Source organism: Photobacterium sp. GB-1 (assembly GCF_003026165.1).
GTDB lineage: Bacteria > Pseudomonadota > Gammaproteobacteria > Enterobacterales > Vibrionaceae > Photobacterium.
The window spans coordinates 47,285-73,147 of sequence record NZ_PYOB01000008.1 but is presented as its reverse complement, the minus strand read 5'-3'; the positions used below and the strand labels follow the sequence as shown (position 1 = coordinate 73,147).

General features: G+C 40.6%; 21 protein-coding genes. 8 read left to right on the top strand and 13 right to left on the bottom strand.

Translation table 11 applies throughout. The features are described 5' to 3' along the window. Nucleotides 1-2 precede the first annotated feature (2 nt). From recJ to xerD, 3 genes are all read right to left on the bottom strand, one after another. On the bottom strand, nt 3-1,727 hold the full coding sequence (gene recJ / locus C9J45_RS10670; protein ID WP_107246729.1) for a single-stranded-DNA-specific exonuclease RecJ: 1,725 nt from the start codon (nt 1,725-1,727) through the stop codon (nt 3-5). 114 nt (nt 1,728-1,841) lie between these two features. Continuing rightward, nucleotides 1,842-2,570, bottom strand: coding sequence for a bifunctional protein-disulfide isomerase/oxidoreductase DsbC (gene dsbC / locus C9J45_RS10665; RefSeq protein ID WP_107207253.1), 729 nt, complete (start codon nt 2,568-2,570; stop codon nt 1,842-1,844). Nucleotides 2,571-2,730: 160 nt separating this feature from the next. After that, nucleotides 2,731-3,627: a site-specific tyrosine recombinase XerD gene (gene xerD / locus C9J45_RS10660; RefSeq protein WP_107207252.1), complete on the bottom strand. Its 897-nt coding sequence runs from the start codon at nt 3,625-3,627 to the stop codon at nt 2,731-2,733. A gap of 214 nt (nt 3,628-3,841) precedes the next feature. On the opposite strand from xerD, the gene fldB reads away from it, so the two are divergent. Continuing rightward, nucleotides 3,842-4,363 (top strand): flavodoxin FldB, encoded by a 522-nt coding sequence (gene fldB / locus C9J45_RS10655; RefSeq protein ID WP_107207251.1) that lies wholly within the window; start codon nt 3,842-3,844, stop codon nt 4,361-4,363. Between the two features lie 74 nt (nt 4,364-4,437). Here the strand turns inward: fldB and brnQ are convergent, their stop codons facing one another. Further along, nucleotides 4,438-5,751 (bottom strand): branched-chain amino acid transport system II carrier protein, encoded by a 1,314-nt coding sequence (gene brnQ / locus C9J45_RS10650; protein ID WP_107292509.1) that lies wholly within the window; start codon nt 5,749-5,751, stop codon nt 4,438-4,440. Nucleotides 5,752-6,162: 411 nt separating this feature from the next. On the opposite strand from brnQ, the gene C9J45_RS10645 reads away from it, so the two are divergent. Together C9J45_RS10645 and srmB are read left to right on the top strand one after the other, a co-directional pair. Beyond that, on the top strand, nt 6,163-6,885 hold the full coding sequence (locus tag C9J45_RS10645) for a tRNA1(Val) (adenine(37)-N6)-methyltransferase (RefSeq protein WP_107207249.1): 723 nt from the start codon (nt 6,163-6,165) through the stop codon (nt 6,883-6,885). Between the two features lie 193 nt (nt 6,886-7,078). Next, nucleotides 7,079-8,329: an ATP-dependent RNA helicase SrmB gene (gene srmB / locus C9J45_RS10640; RefSeq protein ID WP_107207248.1), complete on the top strand. Its 1,251-nt coding sequence runs from the start codon at nt 7,079-7,081 to the stop codon at nt 8,327-8,329. 81 nt (nt 8,330-8,410) lie between these two features. Here srmB and yaaA read toward each other — a convergent pair whose 3' ends face one another. Both yaaA and C9J45_RS10630 read right to left on the bottom strand, forming a co-directional pair. Next, nucleotides 8,411-9,184 (bottom strand): peroxide stress protein YaaA, encoded by a 774-nt coding sequence (gene yaaA, locus C9J45_RS10635; protein WP_107260528.1) that lies wholly within the window; start codon nt 9,182-9,184, stop codon nt 8,411-8,413. A gap of 103 nt (nt 9,185-9,287) precedes the next feature. Further along, on the bottom strand, nt 9,288-10,715 hold the full coding sequence (locus C9J45_RS10630) for a sodium:alanine symporter family protein (protein ID WP_107207246.1): 1,428 nt from the start codon (nt 10,713-10,715) through the stop codon (nt 9,288-9,290). A 444-nt stretch (nt 10,716-11,159) separates the two neighbouring features. On the opposite strand from C9J45_RS10630, the gene C9J45_RS10625 reads away from it, so the two are divergent. Then, nucleotides 11,160-11,342: a DUF3545 family protein gene (locus C9J45_RS10625; RefSeq protein WP_005369686.1), complete on the top strand. Its 183-nt coding sequence runs from the start codon at nt 11,160-11,162 to the stop codon at nt 11,340-11,342. A 71-nt stretch (nt 11,343-11,413) separates the two neighbouring features. On the opposite strand, the gene ung is transcribed toward C9J45_RS10625, so the two are convergent. Beyond that, nucleotides 11,414-12,076 carry a uracil-DNA glycosylase gene (ung, locus tag C9J45_RS10620; RefSeq protein ID WP_107207245.1) on the bottom strand — a complete coding sequence of 221 codons (663 nt, stop codon included), beginning with the start codon at nt 12,074-12,076 and terminating at the stop codon, nt 11,414-11,416. Between the two features lie 92 nt (nt 12,077-12,168). Beyond that, complete coding sequence (nfo, locus tag C9J45_RS10615; protein ID WP_199187070.1) at nt 12,169-13,023, bottom strand: deoxyribonuclease IV; 855 nt, start codon at nt 13,021-13,023, stop codon at nt 12,169-12,171. 316 nt (nt 13,024-13,339) lie between these two features. Here nfo and grcA point away from each other — a divergent pair, with 316 nt between their 5' ends. Next, nucleotides 13,340-13,717 carry an autonomous glycyl radical cofactor GrcA gene (gene grcA, locus C9J45_RS10610; protein WP_107207244.1) on the top strand — a complete coding sequence of 126 codons (378 nt, stop codon included), beginning with the start codon at nt 13,340-13,342 and terminating at the stop codon, nt 13,715-13,717. A 138-nt stretch (nt 13,718-13,855) separates the two neighbouring features. Here grcA and thrC read toward each other — a convergent pair whose 3' ends face one another. The 3 genes from thrC to thrA are packed head-to-tail and all read right to left on the bottom strand — an operon-like array spanning nt 13,856 to nt 18,562. Then, nucleotides 13,856-15,142 carry a threonine synthase gene (gene thrC, locus C9J45_RS10605; RefSeq protein ID WP_107207243.1) on the bottom strand — a complete coding sequence of 429 codons (1,287 nt, stop codon included), beginning with the start codon at nt 15,140-15,142 and terminating at the stop codon, nt 13,856-13,858. A gap of 2 nt (nt 15,143-15,144) precedes the next feature. Then, nucleotides 15,145-16,101 (bottom strand): homoserine kinase, encoded by a 957-nt coding sequence (gene thrB / locus C9J45_RS10600; RefSeq protein WP_107246732.1) that lies wholly within the window; start codon nt 16,099-16,101, stop codon nt 15,145-15,147. Nucleotide 16,102: 1 nt separating this feature from the next. Then, nucleotides 16,103-18,562, bottom strand: coding sequence for a bifunctional aspartate kinase/homoserine dehydrogenase I (gene thrA / locus C9J45_RS10595; protein WP_107207241.1), 2,460 nt, complete (start codon nt 18,560-18,562; stop codon nt 16,103-16,105). Between the two features lie 424 nt (nt 18,563-18,986). Between thrA and aceK the strand changes: the two genes are divergently transcribed. Both aceK and C9J45_RS10585 read left to right on the top strand, forming a co-directional pair. Then, on the top strand, nt 18,987-20,705 hold the full coding sequence (aceK, locus tag C9J45_RS10590) for a bifunctional isocitrate dehydrogenase kinase/phosphatase (RefSeq protein ID WP_107207240.1): 1,719 nt from the start codon (nt 18,987-18,989) through the stop codon (nt 20,703-20,705). Between the two features lie 171 nt (nt 20,706-20,876). Continuing rightward, the gene (locus tag C9J45_RS10585) at nt 20,877-21,344 is read left to right on the top strand and encodes a hypothetical protein (RefSeq protein ID WP_107260534.1); all 468 of its coding nucleotides are present in this window, start codon (nt 20,877-20,879) and stop codon (nt 21,342-21,344) included. Nucleotides 21,345-21,358: 14 nt separating this feature from the next. On the opposite strand, the gene C9J45_RS10580 is transcribed toward C9J45_RS10585, so the two are convergent. Next, nucleotides 21,359-21,856: a putative 4-hydroxy-4-methyl-2-oxoglutarate aldolase gene (locus C9J45_RS10580; protein ID WP_107207324.1), complete on the bottom strand. Its 498-nt coding sequence runs from the start codon at nt 21,854-21,856 to the stop codon at nt 21,359-21,361. 713 nt (nt 21,857-22,569) lie between these two features. Between C9J45_RS10580 and arcA the strand changes: the two genes are divergently transcribed. Continuing rightward, nucleotides 22,570-23,289 carry a two-component system response regulator ArcA gene (gene arcA / locus C9J45_RS10575; RefSeq protein WP_107208579.1) on the top strand — a complete coding sequence of 240 codons (720 nt, stop codon included), beginning with the start codon at nt 22,570-22,572 and terminating at the stop codon, nt 23,287-23,289. A gap of 71 nt (nt 23,290-23,360) precedes the next feature. Here the strand turns inward: arcA and arcB are convergent, their stop codons facing one another. Further along, a complete protein-coding gene (gene arcB, locus C9J45_RS10570) occupies nt 23,361-25,730 on the bottom strand; it encodes an aerobic respiration two-component sensor histidine kinase ArcB (RefSeq protein WP_107246736.1) in 2,370 nt (789 codons plus the stop codon). Between the last annotated feature and the right edge of the window lie 133 nt (nt 25,731-25,863).

The window sequence follows — 25,863 nt, the reverse complement described above, 5'->3', positions numbered from 1 at the left end:
ACTTATTTCGCGTTCAAATGTTCAATCATCAATTGCACACTGCGGTTGCCTCGGTATTCATTAACATCTAAACGGTAAACCAATTCAACTTGTTGAACCGATGCATCAGGCCAACGTTTCACATCGACATTAAAAGCAATCGCATCAATTACGCTACCGCCACTTAGCGGCTCTACCATCATCTTAAGGTGTTTCCCGCCCACTAACTTTTGATGCAATAATCGGAAAGTACCATCAAAGGCTGGCTCAGGAAATTGTTGTCCCCAAGGACCACCAGCACGAAGAATTTCAGCGACATCTAGGTTTAATTCATGACAGCCTAACTCACCATCTGTCATCAATACCCCTTTTAGCGCTTCTTCATCGAGTACATTGCGTACCACCGCATCAAAAGCTTTACTAAAAGCATCTAATTTATCTTCAGGGATAGTAAGTCCTGCCGCCATCGCGTGACCACCAAATTTCAAAATCATCCCAGGATTTTGGGTATCGACCAGATCTAGCGCATCACGCATATGTAATCCAGGAATTGAGCGACATGAGCCTTTAATTTCACCGTTCCCCGCATCGGCAAAAGCAATCACAGGACGATGATATTTATCTTTAATACGTGAGGCTAAAATACCAATCACACCTTGGTGCCAATCGCGCTGGAAGAGCACTAAACCATAAGGCATATCTTGCTGATTAAACTTCAAACGCTCACAAATCGCTAAGGCCTCATCTTTCATGCCCAGCTCTATTTCTTTTCGTGTCTGATTTAAGCCATCTAGCTCTGATGCCATACGACGCGCTGATTGAATGTTTTCACACAACAGGAGTTCAACCCCAAACGACATATCATCTAATCGTCCTGCGGCATTAATGCGAGGCCCTAAGGCAAACCCTAAGTCACTGGTCACTAAACGCGCCGGATCGCGATTGGCAACCTCAATTAGCGCTTGAATACCAGGTCGACACTTACCCGCACGAATACGTTGTAAGCCTTGATGCACTAAAATACGATTATTGCCATCAAGTGCAACGACATCAGCAACAGTTCCCAGTGCGACTAAATCGAGTAATTCAGCCAGATTAGGCATGGCGATACCTTGTTGCTCAAACCAACCTCTCTGACGTAATTCAGCGCGCAGTGCCAGCATGAGGTAGAAAGCCACCCCGACACCACACAGCGCTTTAGATGGAAACCCACACTCATTAAGATTTGGATTAACAATCGCATCAGCGATCGGTAAACAATCGCCTGGCAAATGGTGATCGGTAACTAATACGGTCAAGCCTTTTTCTTTCGCTACCGCAACGCCAGCAATCGAAGAAACTCCGTTATCCACGGTCATAATCAGCTCTGCGCCACGTTCAATGGCTTGTTCAACCACTTCAGGGCTCAGGCCATATCCATCGTCGAAACGGTTAGGTACTAAATAATCAACATTTTTACAGCCGAGCATACGAAGCGCTAGCACAGATAATGCTGAACTTGTTGCGCCATCAGCATCAAAATCACCAACAATGATAATTCGTGTGTTTTGCAAAAGCGCATCCACTAACAACTGAACTGCGCTAGTCATACCATGAAGCTGATTGTAATTAAGTAGCCCCTTGGCACTACGCTCTAACTCAGCATCATTTTTGATCCCACGGCTAGCATAAATACGTTGTAAGATCGGAGGGATTTGATCTGAGAACCCCTCGGTATCTGCTAAAGGGCGACGTTTAATTTCAATCATAATCAGGCTTCTTATCAGTATTATTATCTTTTCATAGTAACGAAATAGCCTATAACAAAAAAGCCTGAACATAATGCTCAGGCTTTCTATTATTCCATCATCTACGACGCTAAATTAGCTTTTTGGTTGGCTATCAAGTAGCTGACGTAATGCTGCAGGCGGCTGATAACCAGGGATCATCGTACCATCAGCGAGAATAATAGCAGGCGTACCGTTCACACCCATTGCAACACCAAGCTCGTATTGTGCACGCACTAAATCTGGACGAGGTGTGATCTTACTTGTATCAAAATTGCCACTCTTCGCATCATCCATCGCTTTTGCACGATCTTTAGCACCCCAGATCGCACTCATTTGATTAAAGTTGCCAGAACGCTCACCACCACGAGGGAAGGCTAAATAACGAACAGTAATGCCTTCATCATTATAACCTTTGATATCATTATGTAATTTACGACAATAGCCACAGCTTGTATCGGTGAACACGGTAACGACATATTTTTCGTTCTTTGCAGGATAGACAATCATGTCTTTTTCCATCGCTGCAATTTTATCCTTGTTCATTTTTGCCATTTTTTGCTCTGTTAAGTTAACAGGCTGCGCACCATTATTTTCGTATAAGTGACCAACGACAAAATACTTACCATCATCAGAAGCATAAACAATGCCACGCTCTGTCATAATTTCATTTAATCCTGAAATCGGAGACGCTTCAATCGATGAAGGGGTTAAGCCGACTTTCGCAAGTTGCTGACTAATCGCCGCTTCATCTGGCTTCGCTGCCGCTGAAAAAGCCGTTAAAGCAACCGCTGTTGCCACAATTGTTCGGCTGATAAAGTGCATTTAATTTATCCTTAATTAATGATGATACTCTCAATCTTTATGAGACCTAATTCATCGTAAAATAGTTTCAAATTTTCTACTCTCATTTGCTAGGCAAGAATAAGTTAACTCTAACGGAACGCAAACAGTATTCACGAATTTACCTAACACTCTCTCACAATTATGCGCGAGGATGGTGAGTTTGGTGTAATTGTTTTAACCTTTCCGTTGCAACATGGGTATAAATTTGTGTGGTTGATAGGTCACTATGTCCAAGCAACATTTGTACCACACGAAGATCAGCACCGTAATTTAATAAGTGCGTTGCAAAGGCGTGACGCATCACGTGAGGTGATAATGTTTCTGCATCAATTCCCGCTAAAACAGCATAGTGTTTAATCCGATGCCAAAACGTTTGACGGGTCATTTGTCTTGCTCGACGACTCGGAAATAACACATCAGAGCTTTTTTCTCCCAGCAGTTGCGGACGCCCCGTATCAATAAATTGTTCAATCCAATCGACAGCATTTTCTCCCATCGGGACTAATCGCTCTTTATCACCTTTACCAGTAATGCGAACGACACCTTGGCGCAAGCTAATATTTTCCATAGTTAATGTCACAAGCTCGGTTACACGCAAGCCTGTTGCATACAACAATTCAAGCATCGCTTTATCGCGCAGTTCAATCGGATCATTAACATCGGGTGCTTCTAATAACGCATCCACTTGTGCTTCACTTAAATCTTTGGGTAAGCGTTTGGGTAATTTAGGTGTCACTAGCATCGCACTCGGATCGTCATCACGCATCTTTTCACGATGTAAATATTGAAATAAACGGCGAATAGCAGAAACCATACGTGCACGTGAGGTTTGCTTATAATCTTTATCAAATAACCATTGTTGATAACGCTGTAAATCATCAACTGAAACACTGATGACATTACGTGATTCTTGTTTTAACCAGCGTAATAGCTTGGTTAAATCATTGCGGTAAGACGACAAGGTATTTTCAGATAATCCTCGCTCCATCCACATCGCATCCAGAAAACGTTCGATAATAACGTCATCGTTTTCCATTTTTCACTCCAAAATCTGTGTTAGCAAAGCTTCAACACATGGATAAAAACACAGTACTTTCATTCATCATAGGATATTTTAAAGCAAAAGTAACGAGGCTTATTACAACAGACAATAAGTGAAAAAATATCGGATGCTTTTATTCACTTTATTGAGCTTGTAAGGTCATTACAGGTACACTCAAACAATAAATAAAAATACTAGGATACTCAGCATGAAAATCGGTTTGTTTTATGGCTCAACCACCTGCTATACCGAAATGGCAGCAGAAAAGATCCGTGATTGTATTGGTCCCGAGCTGATTGAACTGCGTAATATTAAAGAAGCAGACATCAATGAGATGAACCAGTTTGATATGCTTATTTTAGGTATTTCAACCTGGGACTTTGGTGAACTGCAAGAAGATTGGGAAGCCGTGTGGCAGCAGCTTGATGGATTACGTTTAACCAATAAAACCATTGCATTGTTTGGCTTAGGCGATCAAGAAGGTTACACCGAGTGGTTCCTTGATGCGATGGGAATGCTGCATGACAAGCTATTAGAAGCAGGCGTTCAATTTATTGGCTACTGGCCCAATGATGATAGCTACCAATTTGAAGCATCAAAAGCCCTTACTGACGATAAACAATTCTTTGTCGGTCTTGCGCTGGATGAAGACTCACAATACGAACATTCCGATCAACGTATCACCCAGTGGTGTGAGCAAATTATGCTTGAGTACGCCGAAACCTTGTGAGCAATCACATTGCATATATCAACAAAAAGGGATGCACATGGCATCCCTTTTCTATGTCTATCTCAACAGTGAATTTACGCTAACTTATCTTGTGGCCCCATCGCTTTGCCACCGACAAAGCGCGTGATCGCAAGCGCAATCAAAGTCGGTAATACCCAAGCCATACCATAATTAAATAGTGGTAAATCACTGAACATTGATACATCAAACTTCAAGTATTTCGCCACATCAATCATGCTAAAGATAAAAGAAACCAACAACACAACACGGTATGCTAAACGTGGATTCGGTAACCATTTACGTATTAAGGTTAATGCGACCAGTGCAATCGCGACTGGATACAAAGCAAATAACACAGGTACAGATAACGCAATCAACTGGTTCAAACCCACATTGGCTACCACCGCACAAATTACCGCCAAAATCACCGCCCACTTTTTGTAAGACAGTGACGTTAAAGAGCTGAAGTAATCTGCACATGCACTGATCAAACCGATCGCTGTCGTTAAACAGGCAAGTAATACAATTGCAGATAGGATCACCTGACCCGGCGCACCAAATAACGCCATCACATAGCCAGTTAAGATAACGCCACCATTAGCCGCATTAGGTGCAATCGCTGTACTGGTCGCGCCTAAGTAAAATAATGAGATATATACAAAGGCTAAGCCTGCTGCTGCAATAAGACCGGCGTAGATCAGGTAGGTACAGGTTGTTTTTTCATCACTAACACCTTTACTGCGGATCACATCCACAATCAGCATACCAAACATCAAGGCCGCGAAAGTATCCATGGTGTTATAGCCTTCAAGGAAACCTTTCGTAAACGCCTGTGTTACATACTCACCTTGCGCTGCAACAATCGAACCTTGTGGATTTACAAATACTGCAATAGCCAGTATAGCCAATACGATAAACAGTGCAGGTGTTAAGAACTTACCAATCATGTCGATCAGCTGGCCACGAGACCAAGCAAAAAAGAGGGCGACTGCAAAAAAGATCACAGAAAAAGTCGTTAAGCTTGCTTGACCAGCATCTGCCGCCATAAATGGTTTTACTGCCATTTCATAAGCGACTAAACCTGTTCGCGGCGCAGCAAAAGCAGGACCAATAATAATAAAAATCAGCACCGCCATTAACGTTGCTATTTTTGAGGGTAAATCACGGGTTAACCCCTGCCAGCCACCACCTGCCATTGCAACGGCAATAATGCCAATTAAAGGTAGACCAACGGCTGTAACTAAAAAGCCAAACATAGCCGAAAGCATATTTTCACCGGCAAGTTGACCTGCTAATGGTGGAAAAATAATATTCCCAGCACCAAGAAAGAAAGCGAAAGTCATAAAACCTAACGCTATAATGTCTGTTACTTTGAGTGTCTTTTTCAAACTGCACCTTCCACTCTTCTTATGGGTTACGTGTTGTGTTTTTATAATTATCCATGTTGATTACAAAATTAAACATATATAACCAACGAAAACATAATGGATAAAAACAGCATTCTTGGCAATAGTGTAGAAATAAACACCACATAATACATAAACAAAGCATTAAAACCAAAATATAAAACCAGCAAAGACAATAAAAATAGAATATAAAGCCAACTAAATACAAAAGATTAAAATATAAACAAAAAGCAAACATAGTAGTTAACTATGTCAAAACAATAAAAGCACAATAACCAAGCCGTTGTGATGATTAGTGTTATAACCATTACGGTTAATCGTTTATTCCATATTTAGCTCAAACTACTTAGCTCAAACTACTTAGCTCAAAACACAAGAAAAGGGAAAATAGCCATGTCACGCGGCTTTAGCTTTAAACAATTTCACGTCAATGATTTAGGCTGCGGAATGCCTATCAGCACCGATGGTGTATTGCTAGGAGCATGGGCAGCTATGCCTCGACAAGGTAGAGTGGTGGATATTGGTACAGGCAGTGGTTTATTAGCACTCATGGCTGCACAGCGGACAAGCACGTTAGCTTTACCTATTACTATCGAAGCTATCGAAATCGATCCACAAGCCGCAGCGGTAGCACGCCAAAATTTCACAAATTCACCTTGGCATCTACGCTTACAGTGTATTGAACAAGATGTCACTGAATGGCGACATACACAGCCCCCTAATAGTATTAATGCGATTGTGTGTAACCCCCCTTATTTCAATTTTGGTCAGCAAGCAGAGCAATCACACCGTGCTACTGCTCGACATACCGATACATTTAGCCATCAACAGCTACTTAAAACGCTTCAATGGCTTCTTACAGAAGAAGGGATCGCCAGTATTATCTTGCCAAGTTACGAAGGACAGCGCTTAATTGAAGCCGCTGCTGAATATCATTTACATTGTATTGAACGTTGCGATGTCCAAAGTACCGAGAAAAAAGCACCGATTCGATTACTTCTACAATTGAGTAAAAAGAAACAAACCTGTTATTCATCTCACCTTTGCATTCATAACAATGGTGATTATTCAATTGAATTCAAAGCATTAACGAAAGATTTCTATCTGAAAATGTAACCGAATACGACATTTATATCCCCTGTAAACGTTGTAATAATCATCAATGATTAAAGTTTTTATGTTTTAATCGGTGTCACTTACGCCAAGAGTGGCTATAATGCCGCCCCTTAAATATTAATACCCTTGTTGTTATTCTTTGTAATTGGCATACGATAATGACACATAGCATTTGTCTTGGGAGAGATAACTGGTGAGAGACTTTTCCGAATTAGAGTTAGATAGCGAGCTGTTACGAGCGATTGAAGAAATCGGCTATAGCCGCCCAACAGTGGTTCAAGCGCAGGCTATCCCTCATGCCCTTGACGGTAAAGATGTAATGGCTTCTGCGCCAACAGGGACCGGAAAAACAGCAGCCTTTCTTCTACCGATGATCCAACACTTGCAAGATTTCCCACGCAAAAGACCGGGACCTGCACGTATTCTGATCTTAACGCCAACACGTGAACTTGCCATTCAAGTTGCCGATCAAGCAAGAGCATTAGCAAAATATACAACACTAAAAGTATTTACCATCACAGGTGGTATCTCATATGACGAACATGCCGAAATGCTGGGTAAAACTCAGGATATCGTGGTAGCAACACCAGGTCGTCTTATGGAGTACATTGAAGCTGAGAAATTTGACTGTCGTGCTATCGAGTGTTTGATCCTTGATGAAGCCGATCGCATGTTAGACATGGGCTTTGGTAAAATAGTTGAGCGTCTTAACCATGAGTGTCGCTGGCGTCGTCAAAGCTTATTGTTCTCCGCTACCTTAGAAGGTAAAGGTGTACGTGAGTTTTCAGAAACAATTTTGAATGAGCCTGTTGAAGTAAATGCAGATCCTTCTCGCCGCGAACGTAAAAAGATCCACCAAATGTACCTTCGTTGTGACAATATGGATCACAAGCTTGCTCTGTTAGAAAACATCATTAAAGAGCAAGCTGAACGCACGATCATCTTTGTCAAAACACGTGAGCGCCTAGCTGTACTTCGTGGTCAACTAGAAGCCATGGGCATCCCTTGTAACTGGATCCAAGGTGAAATGGCACAGGCTGCACGTACAAACATGATCACTCGTTTTCGTGATGGTGTTGTGAACGTATTAATTGCGACAGACGTTGCTGCACGTGGTATTGATTTACCTGATGTTAGCCATGTGATCAACTTTGATCTACCTCGTACAGCTGAAGTTTATGTACACCGTATTGGTCGTACTGCACGAGCGGGTAAGAAAGGAACGGCAATCTCCTTGGTTGAAGCACATGATCAAAGCATGATCGAACGTATCAGCCGCTACATGAAAGAAGAAGTGCCAGAACGCTTTATTCATGGCCTACGTCCACAGACCAAAAAAGCAAGCACTGCCAAGAAAAAGAAAAAAGTGAGTAAAAAAGTAAAAGAAGCGAAAGCGAAAAAGAAAATCAAACAAGCGGCAAAAAAAGGCCAAGCTAAATCGTAATTTCTCTTTTACCACATAGATAAAACAACAAGGCCAACTTTCACGAGTTGGCCTTTTTCATTTAAAAACAATTACTTATTACTATTGTTCTTCACGCTTAAATACGAATTCTTTCGCTGTTGATTCTGCTTCAACAAAATAATAACCCGCGGTATCAAATTCTTTTAAAGCTTCAATCGATGTGATTTGATTATCAAGAATGTAACGCGCCATCATGCCACGAGCTTTTTTGGCGTAAAAGCTGATCACTTTATAATTACCGTTCTTACAATCTTTAAAAACAGGTGTGATAAGTTGAGCATTCAACTTCTTCGGTTTCACCGATTTAAAATATTCGTTAGATGCAAGGTTGATCAGAATATCATCGCCCTGCTCTACTAATGCTTGGTTCAATTTATCGGTAATGATATCACCCCAAAATTGATACAGATTAGTACCGCGAGGGTTCGCTAATTTCGTCCCCATCTCTAAGCGGTAAGGTTGCATCAAATCTAATGGACGCAATAAACCATATAAACCCGAAAGCATACGTAAATGCTGTTGAGCATAAGCAAACTGTTGTTCTGTCATGGTTTCAACCGCAAGACCAGTATAAACATCACCTTTAAAAGCCAATATTGCCTGACGAGCATTGTCTTGCGTAAATTGTGGCTGCCACTCAGCAAAACGAGCTGCATTCAAACCTGCAATTTTATCGCTCACTTTCATTAAGCTTGCAATATCCATTGGCGTTAACTCACGACATACATCAATCAGTTCAGCAGAGTGATCCGTTAGCTCTGGCAAAGTATATGTTGATGTTACCAATGGCGATTCATAATCAAGGGTTTTAGCGGGGGAAACCACAATTAACATAAGGCTTTTTCCTTTAAAGTCTGACTTGAAAAGATTATCACTAAACAACAAAAAAGCCACTTAGAAACTAAGTGGCTTTGGTTATTTCAGTAATAGGCGTTCACTATGATTTACTCTTATCCCAAATGCCTTCTTCTAACTGGGCATGAAGCTCTGGGTAATCATTACTATCAAACGTCGGCACCTTACCCAGCGATAACTGTTTATTGTAATCAGTAGCCAACTTCACCACAGTGCCTGACAGTAAAACAATCGCGACTAAGTTAATCAGTGCCATCATTCCCATTGAGACATCGGCCATTGCCCATACCGTTGGCAGATCAGCTAACGCCCCAAACATCACCATAAAGAGCACCACAACACGAAAAATATTCAAGCCAATTTTATGGTTATGCTCAAGAAAAATAAGGTTGGTTTCAGCATAGGAATAATTAGCAACGAGCGATGTAAACGCAAAGAAGAAAATTGCAACGGCAATAAACACAGAGCCCCAATCGCCGACTTGCGAGCTCAAGGCACGCTGAGTTAACTCAATCCCTGTCACTTCACTATGGGGAACATATTCGCCAGACATCAAAATAATCGCGACAGTGGATGAACAGATCACCATTGTATCCATAAATACCCCCAGCATTTGCACATATCCCTGCGAGGCAGGATGGGGCGGATAAGGTGTTGCAGAGGCTGCCGCATTCGGTGCCGATCCCATGCCGGCTTCATTTGAAAATAAGCCACGCTTTAACCCATTAATCATTCCTTGCGCGATGGTATATCCCAGTGCTCCCGATGCCGCTTCTTCTAGACCGAAAGCACTGCGAAAAATCATCATGATAATATCAGGCAGTTTTTCTATGTTGATCGCCATAATATAAAGGGCAAGCACTAGATAACATAATGCCATTGCAGGAACTAAAATTTCCGCGGTTCTTGCAATCGTACGCAAACCACCAAAGATGATCACTCCAGTCATGATCACAAGCCCAATACCAACATATATCGGTGACCAGCCAAAAGCGACATGAGCCGCCTGACTTATCGAGTTAGCTTGAACCGAGTTAAACACTAAGCCAAAAGCAATGATCAAAAAGACCGAGAACATAACGCCCATCCAGCGCATGCCTAATCCTTTTTCCATATAATACGCAGGACCACCACGATAATTACCATCATTATCGCGGGTTTTATAAAGCTGAGCTAATGCACTTTCTGCAAAAGCAGTCGCCATACCAAGCATAGCAATCAGCCACATCCAAAAAATCGCGCCGGGGCCACCCAAAGTTAAGGCCACGGCGACTCCCGCCATATTACCTGTGCCGACTCTAGCCGCTAAGCTCGTACATAATGCTTGGAAGGAAGAAATTCCGGCACTGTCTGATTTGCGACTGTTTTTCATCACCTTAAACATATGTCCAAAATGACGGAACTGGATAAAGCTCAAACGGTAGGTAAAGTAAATACCGACTCCTATCAGTAAATAAATTAATACCGAGCCCCAGAGTAAGTCATTTAAAAAGGTAATTTGGCTAGACAAGTGGGTTCCTTCTACAACACCGTACGTATCGAATAAATAATGGCAATGGATGTGGTATCCACCCAAGCAGCGCAAACTAAATCATTACAATTTAGTAACCAAACAGAGTGATTACACATGGATATTCCCTCTCTTATTTTTGTAAGTCAATTATGAGGGGATATATCAAAAAAATTTCATTCATTATCACATGAAATACACTAAGGGTATATTTTTTAAGTAAATATCTAAAAACTTCCCACTAAATCCAAACATAAATAAAGCCTAATCGCGAGTTGTTTTCTTACATTTTCGGTCATAAAAAGGATATATTTGACTTTTAGCACATAAAAATTTCATCTTTAAGCAACAAATGAGAAACAGTTCAATTTTACTCTACCCCATAGTGTGATAATTAATGACCTTGTAGCTTATATTTAGCTAGATCATAGGAAGAGGTGCTTTATGGATAGCTTTGCATTTGATGATATGTTCACCACAGAAACCGTCTCTCGTCGCTCTCGAGCAAAACCTGAAAAACGTAAATGGCGTGAAATCGAAGCCTTAAAAGATCGTCAACGACTTCGTCGTGAACTTCAAGATATGGATATGTGCGGTAGTTACAATGCCGATGAATTCGACTTTTAACAGACAGTTCCAGACTAAAAAAACAAAACGCCAGCATTTTGCTGGCGTTTTGTTTTTAGAAATAAATTCACTTATAGCTGCCAATTAATCACTGATTTCCCCATTTCAGCGAGTAACTGATTGGTTTTAGAAAAATGCTGACAACCAAAGAACCCCCGGTATGCAGATAACGGTGAAGGATGCGCTGAATGTAAAACATGATGACGCTCGGTATCTATCTTTTTACCTTTTTTCTGAGCATGGGCGCCCCACAGTAAAAAGATCACTCCCTCTGTATTATCATTAATGTACTCAATCGCACGATCGGTAAATGTTTCCCAACCAATCTTAGCGTGAGAATGCGCGCTCCCTTGCTCTACTGTTAGGACGGTATTAAGTAATAAAACACCTTGCTCTGCCCACGGCTGTAAATAACCATGTTCAGGTACTACAAAGCCTTCAATGTCAGTGGCTAATTCTTTATACATATTCGCCAATGACGGTGGCGTTTTAACTCCTGGAAGTACAGAGAAACTTAATCCATGAGCTTGCTTTGGCCCATGGTAAGGATCTTGTCCTAAAATCACGACCTTGGTGTTCTCTAATGGCGTAGAAGTGAATGCATTAAAGATATCTTGTTGAGGAGGAAATACCACTTTTCCTGATGCACGAGCAGCGTCAACCGCCTGTTCAATCCCAGAAAAATACGCTTGTGCTCGTTGTTGCTCGATAAATGTAGACCAGCTAGCGGTCATAAATACTTCCTCATAAATAGAATTTACTCAGTAAGAATATCAAAATCAGATCACAAGCGAGATAAATAATCGACGCCTTCATTTATAGCCACTTATTTTTGAGCGGCAAAATCTCGCAATGTCGCAATCTCTTGATGCCAAATATCAGGATTAATCGTTTCTAAAATAAGAGGCATATGATTAAAACGATCATCTTGCATGATATAACGAAAACAATCCCAACCGATCGCTCCTTCACCTAGACTATGGTGGCGATCTAAATGACTCCCTAAATCACCTTTGGAATCATTTAAGTGCATCCCTCGGAGATATTGCATTCCAACAACGTCATCAAATTCAGCAAAAGTTCGATCAGTTGCAGTTTCAGTGCGTAAATCATATCCCGCCGCAAAGGTATGACAGGTATCAATACAGACACCTACCCGCGTTTTATCTTCAACTTGATCAATAATTTCTGCCAAATGTTCAAACCGCCAACCTAAATTTGAACCTTGTCCCGCGGTATTTTCGATCACTGCAACCACATCACTGACTTCTTTATGCGCAAGATTTATGGACTCAGCAATCAATTTTAAACACTCTTTTTCAGAAATTTTTTTTAAATGACTCCCCGGATGGAAGTTCAAAAGGTGCAATCCAAGCTGTTTACAACGCGACATTTCATCAATAAAAGCAGCACGCGATTTTTCCAACTTTTCAGCCTCTGGTGCACCTAAATTAATCAAATAAGAGTCATGTGGCAAAATAGCATTGGCATTAAATTCTAATTGAGAACAACGCGCTTTAAATGCCGCTATCACATCGGCCTCTAACGGCTTAGCCACCCACTGACGCTGGTTTTTAGTAAACAGGGCAAAAGCATTCGCACCAATTTTGTCAGCATTTACTGGCGCATTAAATACACCACCAGCAGCAGAAACATGAGCACCAATCAGTTTCATAACAATTTTCACCTTATTCATATTATTTGGCATTTCAAGCCAAAGAGAAACATTTAACAAACATTATAATCACAATTACACTTCAATAATGTTGTAAAAATACAACATTATTAAACTAAACTATTTTTTATCGCTTAAAATTTGTTGTTGATTAACCCTTAAAATGGCGTTAGATTGACTTAGCTCAATAAAACAGCCCTACTTTATTTAAGGTTTTTTGTTGTAATTTGATCTAGATCAATACACAAGTAGCCGTGCTGAGTTATAGCATTAAAGACTCAGCAAAAAGATTAAATTAACACCACTTTCTCGGAGATAAGTTATGATTACTGGTATTCAAATTACTAAAGCTGCAAACGACGATCTACTAAACACTATTTGGATCCTAGACAGCGAAACAAACGAAGCTCGTTGTGTATGTGCACTATCTGGTTTTGAAGCTGACCAAGTTATTGCTCAATCAGATCTAGGTGACATCGAATACCGTGAGCTAGCTATCGAAGCACCAGCAAAAATCGAAGGCGGTCAGCACCTAAACGTAAACGTTCTTAAGCGTGAAACATTAGAAGATGCTGCTAAGCACCCAGAAAAATACCCACAGCTAACAATCCGTGTTTCTGGTTACGCTGTACGTTTCAACTCACTAACTCGTGAACAGCAACAAGACGTTATCGCACGTACTTTCACTAGCAGCCTATAATTTCCTGCTAGCTTGCCTTATTAAGTACGTAACAATAAAAAAACGGCACGATCAATGTGCCGTTTTTTATTATCTGTAATAACAGAGTAATAAAAAAAGGAGCCTCGGCTCCTTTTTAGCGCTAAATACTATTCGTTATTACTGTACTGAACGTAATACCGCCTTCACGGCTTCAAAATCATTATCACGTTCTAAAGATAATAATTCCATCGCATTATGCTTCGCTAAAGGTGCAGGTAATGGAATATCTTTATCTAAGATCTCATCCACCACTTCTTTAAATTTCGCTGGATGCGCAGTACAAAGGAACAAACCTGTTTCGCCATCATTTAATTGCTCGTTAAGAATACGATAAGCAATCGCGCCATGAGGCTCACATAAATAGCCTTCTTCATTCATTTGCTTTAAGGTTTCAGCTGTTTGCTCATCCGTAACAGCACCATAACCTAATTCATTTAACCCCCAACCTTTTAGCTGACAAAGCTCTTCAATACGTGGCCAGTTATTCGGTTGGCTAACATCCATCGCATTTGAAATAGTTGGAACAGTGACTTTTGGAGACCACTCACCCGTTTGTAAATAACGTGGAACAGTGTCATTTTCATTCGTTGCCGCAATAAAGCGTTTAACAGGTAAACCTAACGATTTAGCTAATAAGCCTGCCGTTAAATTACCAAAATTACCACTTGGTACTGAAATAACTAATTGCTCACGTTCCGCTTTAGGCAGTTGAGCAACAGCTTCAAAGTAGTAACAGATCTGCGCCATTAATCGGCTAATATTGATGGAATTAGCAGAGTTTAAACCCACTTCTTTGCGCAACTCAGCGTCATCAAATGCTTGTTTCACTAATGCTTGGCAATCATCAAATGTGCCATTTACCGCAACTGTTGTAATGTTCTTACCTAAAGTACAGAACATCTTTTCTTGTAATGGGCTAATCTTGCCCTTCGGGTACAAAATCACAACCTTGATGTTATCCATGCCATAAAAAGCATGCGCAACAGCGGCACCTGTATCGCCTGATGTCGCGGTTAAAATCGTGATATCACTTTCACTATCAGCCGTTACTGCTGCTAGTGATTGCGCCATAAAACGACCACCAAAATCTTTGAATGCTAATGTTGGGCCATGGAACAACTCTAGCGCATACACGCCGTCTTTTACTTTATTGATAGGTGCTGGGAACTGAAATGCACTATCAACCATTTGGCTAACAGTTTCTTCACTTAGCTCATCACCGATAAACGCGGAAAGGATCTTGCTACTACGTGTGACAAAATCCATCTCTAGCAATGCATCAATATCGCTAAATTGAGGGAGTTCTGATGGAAAGAATAGACCTTGGTTACGTCCTAATCCTTGACGTACAGCCTGACCAAATGAAACCTGCTCTTGATGTTCTTTTAGATTATACAATTTCATTGTTATAGCTCACTTCCTGTTACTTTTGCGCCCAAGCTGTCTAATCGACAAACATGAACAAATCCTTCATCATTTTGAACATAATGTTCTTCGAGCCAACGTGCAAGTCGTTTAGCGACCTCTAAATCGGTGCAAACACTAAACATGGTTGGTCCAGAGCCTGAAATACCACTCGCAATCGCCCCTGCATCTAACGCATGCTGACGTGCTTGCGCAAAGCCAGGTAACAGCTTTTCACGGTAAGGTTCAGCCACGACATCTTTGATCATCTTCGCAGCTAACAGCGGTTGGTTTGAGTGACAGGCATGAATAAAACCACCTAAATGACGACCATGAGTGATCACATCTTGGCGACGATATTGTGCCGGTAAAATTGCACGCGCTTCAGCCGTTGGAACTTTAATCCCAGGGTAAGCCATCACCCAATACCAATCATCAAAACAAGGGACTTTCTGGCTTATGATCCCAAGCTCTTCCACCATGAACTGCAATCCACCAAGAAAGCAAGGTGCGACGTTATCATAGTGAAGACTCCCTGAGATCTCGCCTTCCATCTCACCCATGAGCGCTAATAGCTCTGTTTCATTAAGCGGTTGATCATGGAAACGGTTAAGTGCATCTAATGCGGCAACAATCGAACAAGCACTTGAACCTAAGCCAGATCCAATCGGCATGTTTTTTTCTAATGTCACATCAACTGAGAGTAACGTGACCCCTTTTTTATCCAGCTCTCGTGCAAATACTTGCCAGCAACGATAGACAATATTCTCTTCTGTCTGCTGCGGCAGTTTATCAACAAAGGCACCAACGCATTGCAAACTAAAAGGTGTTTGACCCGCAGCCACTTTTACTCGATCGCCCAATAAGGTGCCATCAATTGGCGATACTGCCGCGCCTAAAACATCAAAACCAACACTCACATTACCAATCGATGCCGGAGCATAAACAACAACACTCATCTTATACTCCTCGTTTCCAGCCTAATGTACGCATTAAATCGGCAAAGACACCCGCGGCAGTTACTTCCGTACCCGCACCGTAACCACGTAATACCAGTGGGATCGGTTGGTAGTAACGGCTGTAGAAAGCTAAGGCATTCTCACCATCTTTAATTTTAAACATTGGATCATCAGGGTTCACCGCAACAATTTTCACCGAGCAATGGCCGTTATCGATTTCACCAACATAACGCAGTACTTTGTCCTCTTTTGCCGCTTCTTGAGCTAATTGAGTAAAATATGCATCCGCTTGTGATAAACGCGCCATGAAGTCATCTACAGAGCCAGAAGCATCAAAACCTGGTGGTAGTGCTTGTTCAACATCCACGTCTGAAAGCTCTAGCTCCAAACCAGACTCACGGGCAAGGATCAACAGCTTACGTGCCACATCCATACCTGATAAATCATCACGAGGATCGGGCTCAGTAAAGCCATTATTACGTGCAACGGTTGTTGCTTCGCTAAAGCTCATGCCTTCATCCAATTTACCGAAGATATATGACATTGAGCCAGATAAAATGCCAGAGAAGCGCTGTAGTTCATCACCTGCGGCTAATAGGTTCTGCAAGTTTTCAATAACAGGTAAACCTGCACCCACCGTAGTGTCATACATAAACTTACGACGGCTTAAACGTGCCGCTTGGCGTAATTGTTGGTAATAAGCCATGCTAGCCGTGTTTGCTTTCTTATTCGGTGTAATAACATGGAAGCCTGCAGCAAGGTAATCAGTATATTGCTCCGCAATGGTTTGATCTGACGTACAATCAATGATCACAGGGTTGATAATGTGATTACGCTGAACTAGCTGGATCATACGAGCAAGATTGAGTGGCTCATTCACCGCTCCCATTTGATCACGCCAGTTATCTAGGTCAAAGCCATCACGGCTCAGGAGTAACCCTTTGCTGTTCGCCATTCCGCAGACGCGAATCACGATACCGTCATCGGCAAGTTTACTTTGTTGACGCTGGATCTGATCGATCAACTCACCACCAACACCGCCAACACCAATCACAAAAACATCTAGGAAATGCTGGCTATTAAACAAATTCTCATGACACGCTTTAACAGCTTCTGGGACTTTATTTTGTGGAATAACCGCTGAAATAGCACGCTCAGATGATCCTTGCGCAATCGCAACAATATTGACATCCACTTCCGCTAAAGAAGTAAAGAAACGCGATGCTACGCCGTGAGATGTACGCATACCATCGCCAACTAAAGTTACGATCGATACGTTATCTGAAAATTCAACAGGCTCAAGCAGACCTTCTTTTAATTCCAGTTCAAAACTTTCGTTTAACGCTTTTTCAGCTTGAACATGATCTGCCGTTTCAATACAGAAACTAATACTGTATTCAGATGATGATTGAGTGATCAATACAATCGATACGCCAGCAGATGACATCGCACCAAATACGCGGGCAGCCATACCGACCATCCCTTTCATACCTGGGCCAGACACGTTCACCATCGTAAGATCTTTTAGAGTTGTGATCCCTTTTATGGCTAATTGATCTTCACCAGTATCTTGACCAATTAGTGTCCCTGGCGCTTGTGGGCTAAAGCTATTTTTAATCAAGCATGGAATTTGAAATTGGGCGATAGGGGCGATAGTTTTAGGGTGAAGAACAGAAGCACCGAAATAAGATAATTCCATCGCTTCTTGATAACTTAAAGATTTCAGTAGGCGTGCATCAGGGACTAAACGAGGATCACAGCTATAGACACCATCAACATCTGTCCAAATTTCACAACAATCCGCACGTAGACATGCAGCAAGCACTGCAGCAGAATAATCAGAACCATTACGACCCAGTGTTACTAGCTCACCTTTGCTGTTACCTGCGGTAAAGCCAGGCATAATACAAACATGCCCGGCAGGTAATGGATCACGACGGAAATTCTGCGTTGAAATTTCAATATCGACATGCGCCTCAAGGTAATCACCTTCAGCATAGAGATATTTAACCGGATCGATAAGGCTTGCAGGCTGACCTTTCGCTTCAAGTAAAGCTTTCATCGCTGCAATAGAAAGACGTTCACCTTTACTGATGATCGTCGCATACACATTATCAGGACATAAACCTAATAGTTTAATACCATGAACATACTCTTTTAGTTGTCCTAGAGAGCTCGCCAGTTTTGCATCTAAAGCGGCTTTATCAAACTGAGGCTCTAAGGCTTTTAAGCCACTGAACAATTCAGTAAATACCTGTTCGAGATCGGCCAACTGTAGCGATGATTCACCCGTTTTCACGGTGTTATCAATCACTGAAACTAATTTATTTGTTACCTTCCCTGGTGCTGATAGCACAACAGAAACGTCACCTTGCTGAGCATTACTCGCAATAATATCTGCTGCTCTTAAAAATCGCTCTGCATCGGCTAATGATGAACCGCCAAATTTAAATACTCGCATTCCCTACTCCCGAGTGACTATCCTGATCTATCTAGTTATCGCATCTAGATATACTCAAATATGTGAATTTAAAATCGTTAAAAAAAAACCCGCAGCTCAATATGAGTTGCGGGCTTATTGTTAATCCTTGCGTATATCAGCCCGCACCAACACCGAAGATGTTAATGGTAATAATAATGCGTGTAATGGCGTGAGAGCTGAATACATTCTTCATTGGTCTACAAATTCTTTTTTGCTAATAGCTTACGTTTACAGCAATCATACATTAGAGTCAATAATATCTTTACAATTGCACAACACAATAGATGGCGAAATTAATCAATTATCAGTCACTTTAATTAACAAAAATGGCTATTCTATTTGCAGTCATGCGGACTACGTTGCATAGTTAGGCGTGAATATATTGCATCGGGAGGAGTACCAAATGAGCGCTGCCATGGAATCATTAATTGCCCATACCATCTTACAAGGCTTTGATGCCATGTACGGTCGCTTTCTCGATGTAACAGCTGAAGCACAAGAACGTTTTGAAAAACAGCATTGGGGGCTTGTACATAATGCTTTAAAGAAGCGGATCAGCTTTTATGATCATCATGTTGAATTAGTCACAAACCAAATTCAAATTATGCTAGGTGAACGATACGCCAATCATGATTTTTTAATGGCTGTGAAAATGGCCTACCAAGATTTACTCTTAGACTATCCTCGTTACGATATTGCTGAGAGCTTCTTCAATTCAGTATATTGCCGTATATTCAAACATCGAAATATTAATCGCGATAAATTGTTTGTTCATACTTCACAAGAAGATCGTGTTCCCCCTTACCCAACATCACTAACGCGCCACTATCGTGTTAAAACAACACTGAGTGCGATGTTTGAAAGAATACTTGATGACACGCCCTTTACGTTAACTTGGCAAGATAAATCGAGAGATATCCAACTATTACTTAAACACTTACAACGGGATCTGGGTAATAAGTTCGATCAAGATACAACGCTTGAGCTTATTCGTGAGCCTTTTTATCGAAATAAAGCCGCCTATTTAATCGGAAAACTCACATTCTCTAATGGCGATTTCTGTCCCTTTGTCGTTCCGATTTTAAACGATAGTAGTCATGAAATTTATCTTGATGCGTGTATTTGTGACGCTAACGATGTCAGTATTATTTTTGGTTTTGCACGCTCATATTTTATGGTTTATGCCCCTGCGCCAGCTGCATTAGTTCGTTTCCTTTCACAGTTAATTCCCAATAAAACCCTTGCTGAACTTTATACTGCGATTGGCTGCCAAAAACATGGAAAAACAGAGCTTTACCGTGAATTCTTAGCCCATTTGGCGACAACTGATGACAAATTTGTCGTAGCGCCCGGCATAAAAGGCATGGTGATGTCGGTATTTACTCTGCCATCTTATGATTTTGTCTTTAAGATCATTAAAGACAAATTTGCACCTCAAAAAGATATAAGCCACAACACTGTCAAAGAAAAGTATCAGCTAGTAAAAGGACATGATCGTGTTGGTCGAATGGCGGATACCCAGGAGTATCGTAATTTCTGTTTTCCTAGAGAGCGTTTTAGCGAAGCATTAATCCAAGAGCTACAGTCTATCGCTCCCTCTATCATTACGCTAACTGATGATACGATTATGATTGAACATTTATATATGGAGCGACGCATGGTGCCGTTTAACCTCTATATAGAAAAAGCAGACGATGGTGATCTACGCTTTGCTATTAATGAATACGGCAACGCTATAAAGCAGTTAGCCGCAGCCAACATTTTTCCAGGTGATATGCTATTTAAAAACTTTGGTGTGACTCGACATAAGCGTGTAGTGTTTTACGATTATGACGAAATCACCTACATGACAGAGATGAATTTTCGTAAAATTCCACCACCTCGATACCCAGAAGATGAACTGGCGGCAGAGCCTTGGTATAGCGTAGGAATCAATGATGTCTTTCCTGAAGAGTTTCGTACCTTTTTATTAATAAACCCCAAAGTACGCGCATTATTTGACGAGCTACATAGTGATTTGTTTGAAGCGAGCTATTGGCAAAAGCTACAACAGAATATTACGGAGGAAAATTATCCCGATGTGTTCCCTTATCCATCTGAATATCGATTTCATCAGCATTAACAATCAACAAAAAACATCATCACATTGTAATAATTAAAACACTAGTTACATAAAATAAGCGTACTGGCTCATATAATGTAAAACAGGGTGTCTATTTCTTAAATCTGAAATGCATTTTATCTACCAATACCCTAAAGTTAGTAACATAAAATAATAATTAGAGATAATGGTATGACGAGATTATTATTAGGGATGATTGTATTATTAGGGATTCAGCCTGTATTTGCCTCTGAATTCGATGACTTCGAACCCACTTATAATCGCAATAAAGAACAATCATCAGGGTGGTTTCTCTCGTCACAATCACGTCATCAACAAGCATTTGATGTTTGGCAAATTGACAGCGGATACGCTTATACCATTACCAAAAATACTCAACTTTATTTAAGTACCCAATTAACATCAGGTACAGTAACCCAGCGAGGGTCTAGAGGTATTGCATCAGGTGTTAAATATAATCTCACGCCCAAAGTCAGCCTACAAAGTGAAATAAATACGGCAACGACTAAAGAGAATACAAAGTTAGGGATAGAGGTCAGTAGTCAATATGATGTATCAGATCAACTAAACCTTAGAGCGACTGTTGATTATGAAGAACTCGAACAAGTCATTGAGTTTGGATTAGGATTTAGCTTCTAAGTAAAAGTTAGCTATTAGTCACTTAAGACAGATAAATCCAACGCGTGCTTAGACAAGATAATTCCATTTAAATCGGCATAAATATAATCACCAGGGTAAACTAGGTTTTCACTGAGATTTAATGTCACATTGAGCTCTCCCATTTGACGCTTCACTGTCTTAATCGGACATCCCCCTAATGCTTTTACACCTAAATTTAATGTCGCTAATGTTGCTATATCACGAACCGCACCATTAACAATGATCCCTTGCCAATGATTCTTAATCGCCAACAATGCTAATTGATCACCAAGTAACGCTCGTCGACAACTACCATGACCGTCAATGAATAACACTTTACCAGTGCCGTCTTGAGATAATATGTCACGTACTAAGCTATTATCTTCAAAACATCGGAGCGTGACACATTGGCCGTAAAAAATGTTTTTCCCACCATAATCATGACATCCTATTGGCAAAAAATGGATATCTTGTTCATAGTGATCGCATAAATCCGGTAGTAAATCTTTCATCATTCACTCTTCTTAGTATCAGTTAACGTCATCAATACTCATCTTGTCTAACATCAAAAAGTAAATTAACAATGTTACCTACCCCTTAATGGTTAAACGCAGAAATCAACACGACTTGAAACAAGGTAACGTTATAAACAAAATAGCTATGTAGAAGACGTATTAACAACTTTTAGCGTCAATCTAATATCGAATCAGGTTTAGATTCATCACATATAAAACATGCAACATAACGACGTCAATGTTACAATTAAAAACATAACGTAAATAACATGTTGTAGTTAATGTAAGTTATAGCCTGAAAAACACACAATCGGTATGTTTTTCATGAATATTTAACTTGGAAGTAATCAACCCACTATAGCTTCGACGATATTGTTAAAACTAAGAGTGAATAATCTATCTTTGCTCATTCTGTTTGATATAAATCAACAAACATATAAATAGCTATACTAAACAAACGCACAACATTGTTAGAGAGCTGTTAAGTGAATACAATCGCTGCATCAATTAGGGAGAGTGTAGCCAACACCTCAATATATGAGGTATTCCGATAGTTTTAATTATCGGGAAAAGGATGGTGTACCAACATAGGCAGCGATTTCGTAACAAATAAGTATTCTTGTTAATACTTTGCCTATATGTGAATTTTTTTTATAGAATTTAACTTACTCTGTTCATGCAGATTTGTTTTTTGATATTAGGTACTGCCAATGCAAACCCCTCACATTCTTATCGTAGAAGACGAGCACGTAACACGTAACACCCTAAAAAGTATTTTTGAAGCGGAAGGTTACACAGTTTTTGAAGCTAACGATGGCGCAGAAATGCACCAAATGCTTTCTGACAATCCTGTTCACCTAGTGATCATGGATATTAATCTACCAGGTAAAAATGGTCTTCTACTTGCTCGTGAACTTCGTGAGCAAGGCGATATGGCACTAATGTTCTTAACAGGTCGTGACAACGAAGTTGATAAGATCCTAGGTCTTGAAATTGGTGCTGATGATTACATCACTAAACCTTTCAACCCTCGTGAACTTACTATCCGTGCACGTAACTTATTGACTCGTGCTATGAACCAAGGTCTTCCTACTGAAGATAAGAAATTGGTTGAGCGTTACGAGTTCAACGGTTGGTCTCTTGAAATCAACAGTCGCTCACTAGTAAGCCCAAGCGGTGATCAATTCAAGCTTCCACGTTCTGAATTCCGCGCCCTACTTCACTTCTGTGAAAACCCAGGCAAGATCCAAACTCGTGCAGATCTTCTTAAGAAGATGACAGGTCGTGAGCTTAAGCCACATGACCGTACCGTCGATGTAACTATTCGTCGTATCCGTAAACACTTCGAATCTGTTGCTGATACACCAGAGATCATTGCAACAATTCACGGTGAAGGTTACCGTTTCTGTGGTGATCTTGGCGAAGAGTAATTCGTGAAGTTCAGACCATAATAAAAAGGCTCCTAAGGAGCCTTTTTTATTTTAAATGCAATACCATCACTCTATTTCTCGTACTGTTTTAACCATGTTTTCAGCACATCAATATCGTTTTGGTAACCATTTTTAATTTCATCAACCCAGTCATTAATGTTTTCCCACCAAGCAGGAAGTTCAGGAGACTGTGCTTTTTGTGCGACTTGCTGAATGTGTTTTAAACCGATAGAACCTGCTGCACCTTTAATTTTATGCGCTTCAAACTTAATCCCATCTTGATCTTTCGCGACCATATTCGAATCTAAAATCGCAATGTAATCTGGCATCATTTTTTCAAACATTTCGATGCTCGCATAAACAGGTTTAGTCCCTACAATATCAACGTAAGAGGTCAACATCTCCAAGTCGAGCAACTTGTCGATCATTTTATCGCTAGGCCCTGTTCCATCACTGTTAGTATCGGTTAAATCGTTAATTTCATCTTCCTCATAACTACAACTTAGAACGAGGTTTTCAATCACGCTAGTGATAGCTTTCACGCTTAATGGTTTACTAATCGCTTCATCCATCCCTTTTTCAAGGTATTCGCTTTTATCACTGATAACATTAGCCGTTAGAGCAACCAATGCTGGCAAATCCTGGTATTTTTCTCGTAGTTTCTGCGCAATATCAAAGCCTGTCATGTCTGGTAATTGAATATCTAACAAGACCAAATCATAATCTTCTGGTTTAAACATCGCTAAGGCTTCATCACCTCGCATTGCAACAGTGACTTCATGACCTAAACTTTCAAGCAAGGATTTAGCGACCGTGATATTTAACTCAATATCTTCCACCATGAAGATACTTAAACCAGTAAGCTCTGGTTTTACTTCAGTCACGATTTCTTCTTCAATAACATCTTCTACTAGCGGAACGCGAATTTTTACCGTAAAGGTACTACCTTCACCCACTTCAGAATGAACAGTGATATCTCCCCCCATTAGCTGAACGAGCTGGCGAGATACGGCAAGTCCAATCCCTGTTCCTACAGCATGAATATTATCGTCACCTTGTTTCACTTGATAATACATGGCAAAAATATTATCGATTTCAGATTTAGGAATACCAACACCGCTATCTTCAACTTCAAAGATAACATCAGCATCGTGCTCATGAATTTCACTGCTAACCGATAAAATCACGCCACCTTGTTTAGTAAACTTGGTCGCATTACCGATAAGATTCCACAACACTTGACGCAATCGCGTGCTGTCGACTTCAATATTTTTTGGCAGTTCAGTTAAGCACTCTAGGTCAAAACGCAATCCTTTCTGCTCAGCCATTAACTGAGAAATATTCCCCATTTCATCAATGAACTCGTTGAAATCCAATGGTTTTGGCATCAACTCTAAACGACGGCGATCGGATTTATCTAAATCAATAATATCATTAAATATATTTCCTAAGGTGATCGCACTAACATGTACGGTACGTAAGTAACCACGCTGCTCATCAGTAAGATCTGTATCGAGTAACATACGACTTAAGCCAACAATACCATTGAGTGGGGTGCGTAATTCATGGCTAATAGTTGAAATAAATGAGGTTTTGTCGCTACTGGCTTTTTCTAACGCATCTTCATATTTTTTACGTTCGGTAATATCACGGCCAAAGCCCATTAGACCAAGACGACGTCCATTGCGGTTATAAAATGGTACTTTACGAAGTTCAAATAGCGCACGTTTACCATTTGGATAAACTAACCACTGCTCATCTGTCATAGCACTATTTTCGTTAAACAACTCTTCGTCTGTTTTAATAATTCTTTTAGCGACTTCTTCAGGGTAAACATCCCAGGGTGTTAACCCCACTAGTTCTTTTTCTGTTTTACCCACTAACTCTGACATTGCACGATTACAACCTGAGAATTGGTTTTTTTCATTACGGTAGTAAATCAAATCAGGCGACGCATCTAAGAAAGACTTTAATAATGCACTTTGCTCTGCCACCGCTACTTGGGCATTTTCTCGCTGATAAACCTCATTTTCGAGATCATGCATCGCTTCTTCACGTGCTTCTTCCGCTTTTTCCCTTTCTTCTATTTCTAAATTTAACTGCGCAATATTGTTTTGAAGCTGTTTATTTAACTCCATGTCTCGCGAGCGCATCTCTTCTAGTTTAGTGACTAACTTCGATAAGCGTTGACGTGAGTCTTCTAACTGATCGACGACAACAGAGAGAAAATAAACAGCCCAAGGCGTTATTAATAAACCAAATGTCACCGATCGCACGATATCAATATCATTCACGGTGCCATGTAGTACTAACGTCACACTAACTTGAACAACAACGGCTAATGCAACCAATGCTAATGCAAGGAGTAGGCTAAAACGAACGATCCCTAATTTAACCAGAAGATCGACATAAAACTGAGCTAACATTTTGACTTGTTTCATCACTGAATACCAAAAGAAGAAAGATGCCGTCAAAGCGACGTGTAAGCTTGTTAATCATAAGCGCTGATATCAATTGCGCCAGAATAAAAAGCTGAAACTATAACCTTCACATACAAAAAAGCCCACATCACGT

Coding starts and splice junctions, on each gene's coding strand:
- recJ (WP_107246729.1), bottom strand. CDS start 1,727: ATGATTGAAATTAAACGTCGCCCTTTAGCAGATACCGAGGGGTTCTCA.
- dsbC (WP_107207253.1), bottom strand. CDS start 2,570: ATGCACTTTATCAGCCGAACAATTGTGGCAACAGCGGTTGCTTTAACG.
- xerD (WP_107207252.1), bottom strand. CDS start 3,627: ATGGAAAACGATGACGTTATTATCGAACGTTTTCTGGATGCGATGTGG.
- fldB (WP_107207251.1), top strand. CDS start 3,842: ATGAAAATCGGTTTGTTTTATGGCTCAACCACCTGCTATACCGAAATG.
- C9J45_RS10645 (WP_107207249.1), top strand. CDS start 6,163: ATGTCACGCGGCTTTAGCTTTAAACAATTTCACGTCAATGATTTAGGC.
- yaaA (WP_107260528.1), bottom strand. CDS start 9,184: ATGTTAATTGTGGTTTCCCCCGCTAAAACCCTTGATTATGAATCGCCA.
- C9J45_RS10625 (WP_005369686.1), top strand. CDS start 11,160: ATGGATAGCTTTGCATTTGATGATATGTTCACCACAGAAACCGTCTCT.
- ung (WP_107207245.1), bottom strand. CDS start 12,076: ATGACCGCTAGCTGGTCTACATTTATCGAGCAACAACGAGCACAAGCG.
- grcA (WP_107207244.1), top strand. CDS start 13,340: ATGATTACTGGTATTCAAATTACTAAAGCTGCAAACGACGATCTACTA.
- thrC (WP_107207243.1), bottom strand. CDS start 15,142: ATGAAATTGTATAATCTAAAAGAACATCAAGAGCAGGTTTCATTTGGT.
- thrB (WP_107246732.1), bottom strand. CDS start 16,101: ATGAGTGTTGTTGTTTATGCTCCGGCATCGATTGGTAATGTGAGTGTT.
- thrA (WP_107207241.1), bottom strand. CDS start 18,562: ATGCGAGTATTTAAATTTGGCGGTTCATCATTAGCCGATGCAGAGCGA.
- aceK (WP_107207240.1), top strand. CDS start 18,987: ATGAGCGCTGCCATGGAATCATTAATTGCCCATACCATCTTACAAGGC.
- C9J45_RS10585 (WP_107260534.1), top strand. CDS start 20,877: ATGACGAGATTATTATTAGGGATGATTGTATTATTAGGGATTCAGCCT.
- C9J45_RS10580 (WP_107207324.1), bottom strand. CDS start 21,856: ATGAAAGATTTACTACCGGATTTATGCGATCACTATGAACAAGATATC.
- arcA (WP_107208579.1), top strand. CDS start 22,570: ATGCAAACCCCTCACATTCTTATCGTAGAAGACGAGCACGTAACACGT.
- arcB (WP_107246736.1), bottom strand. CDS start 25,730: ATGAAACAAGTCAAAATGTTAGCTCAGTTTTATGTCGATCTTCTGGTT.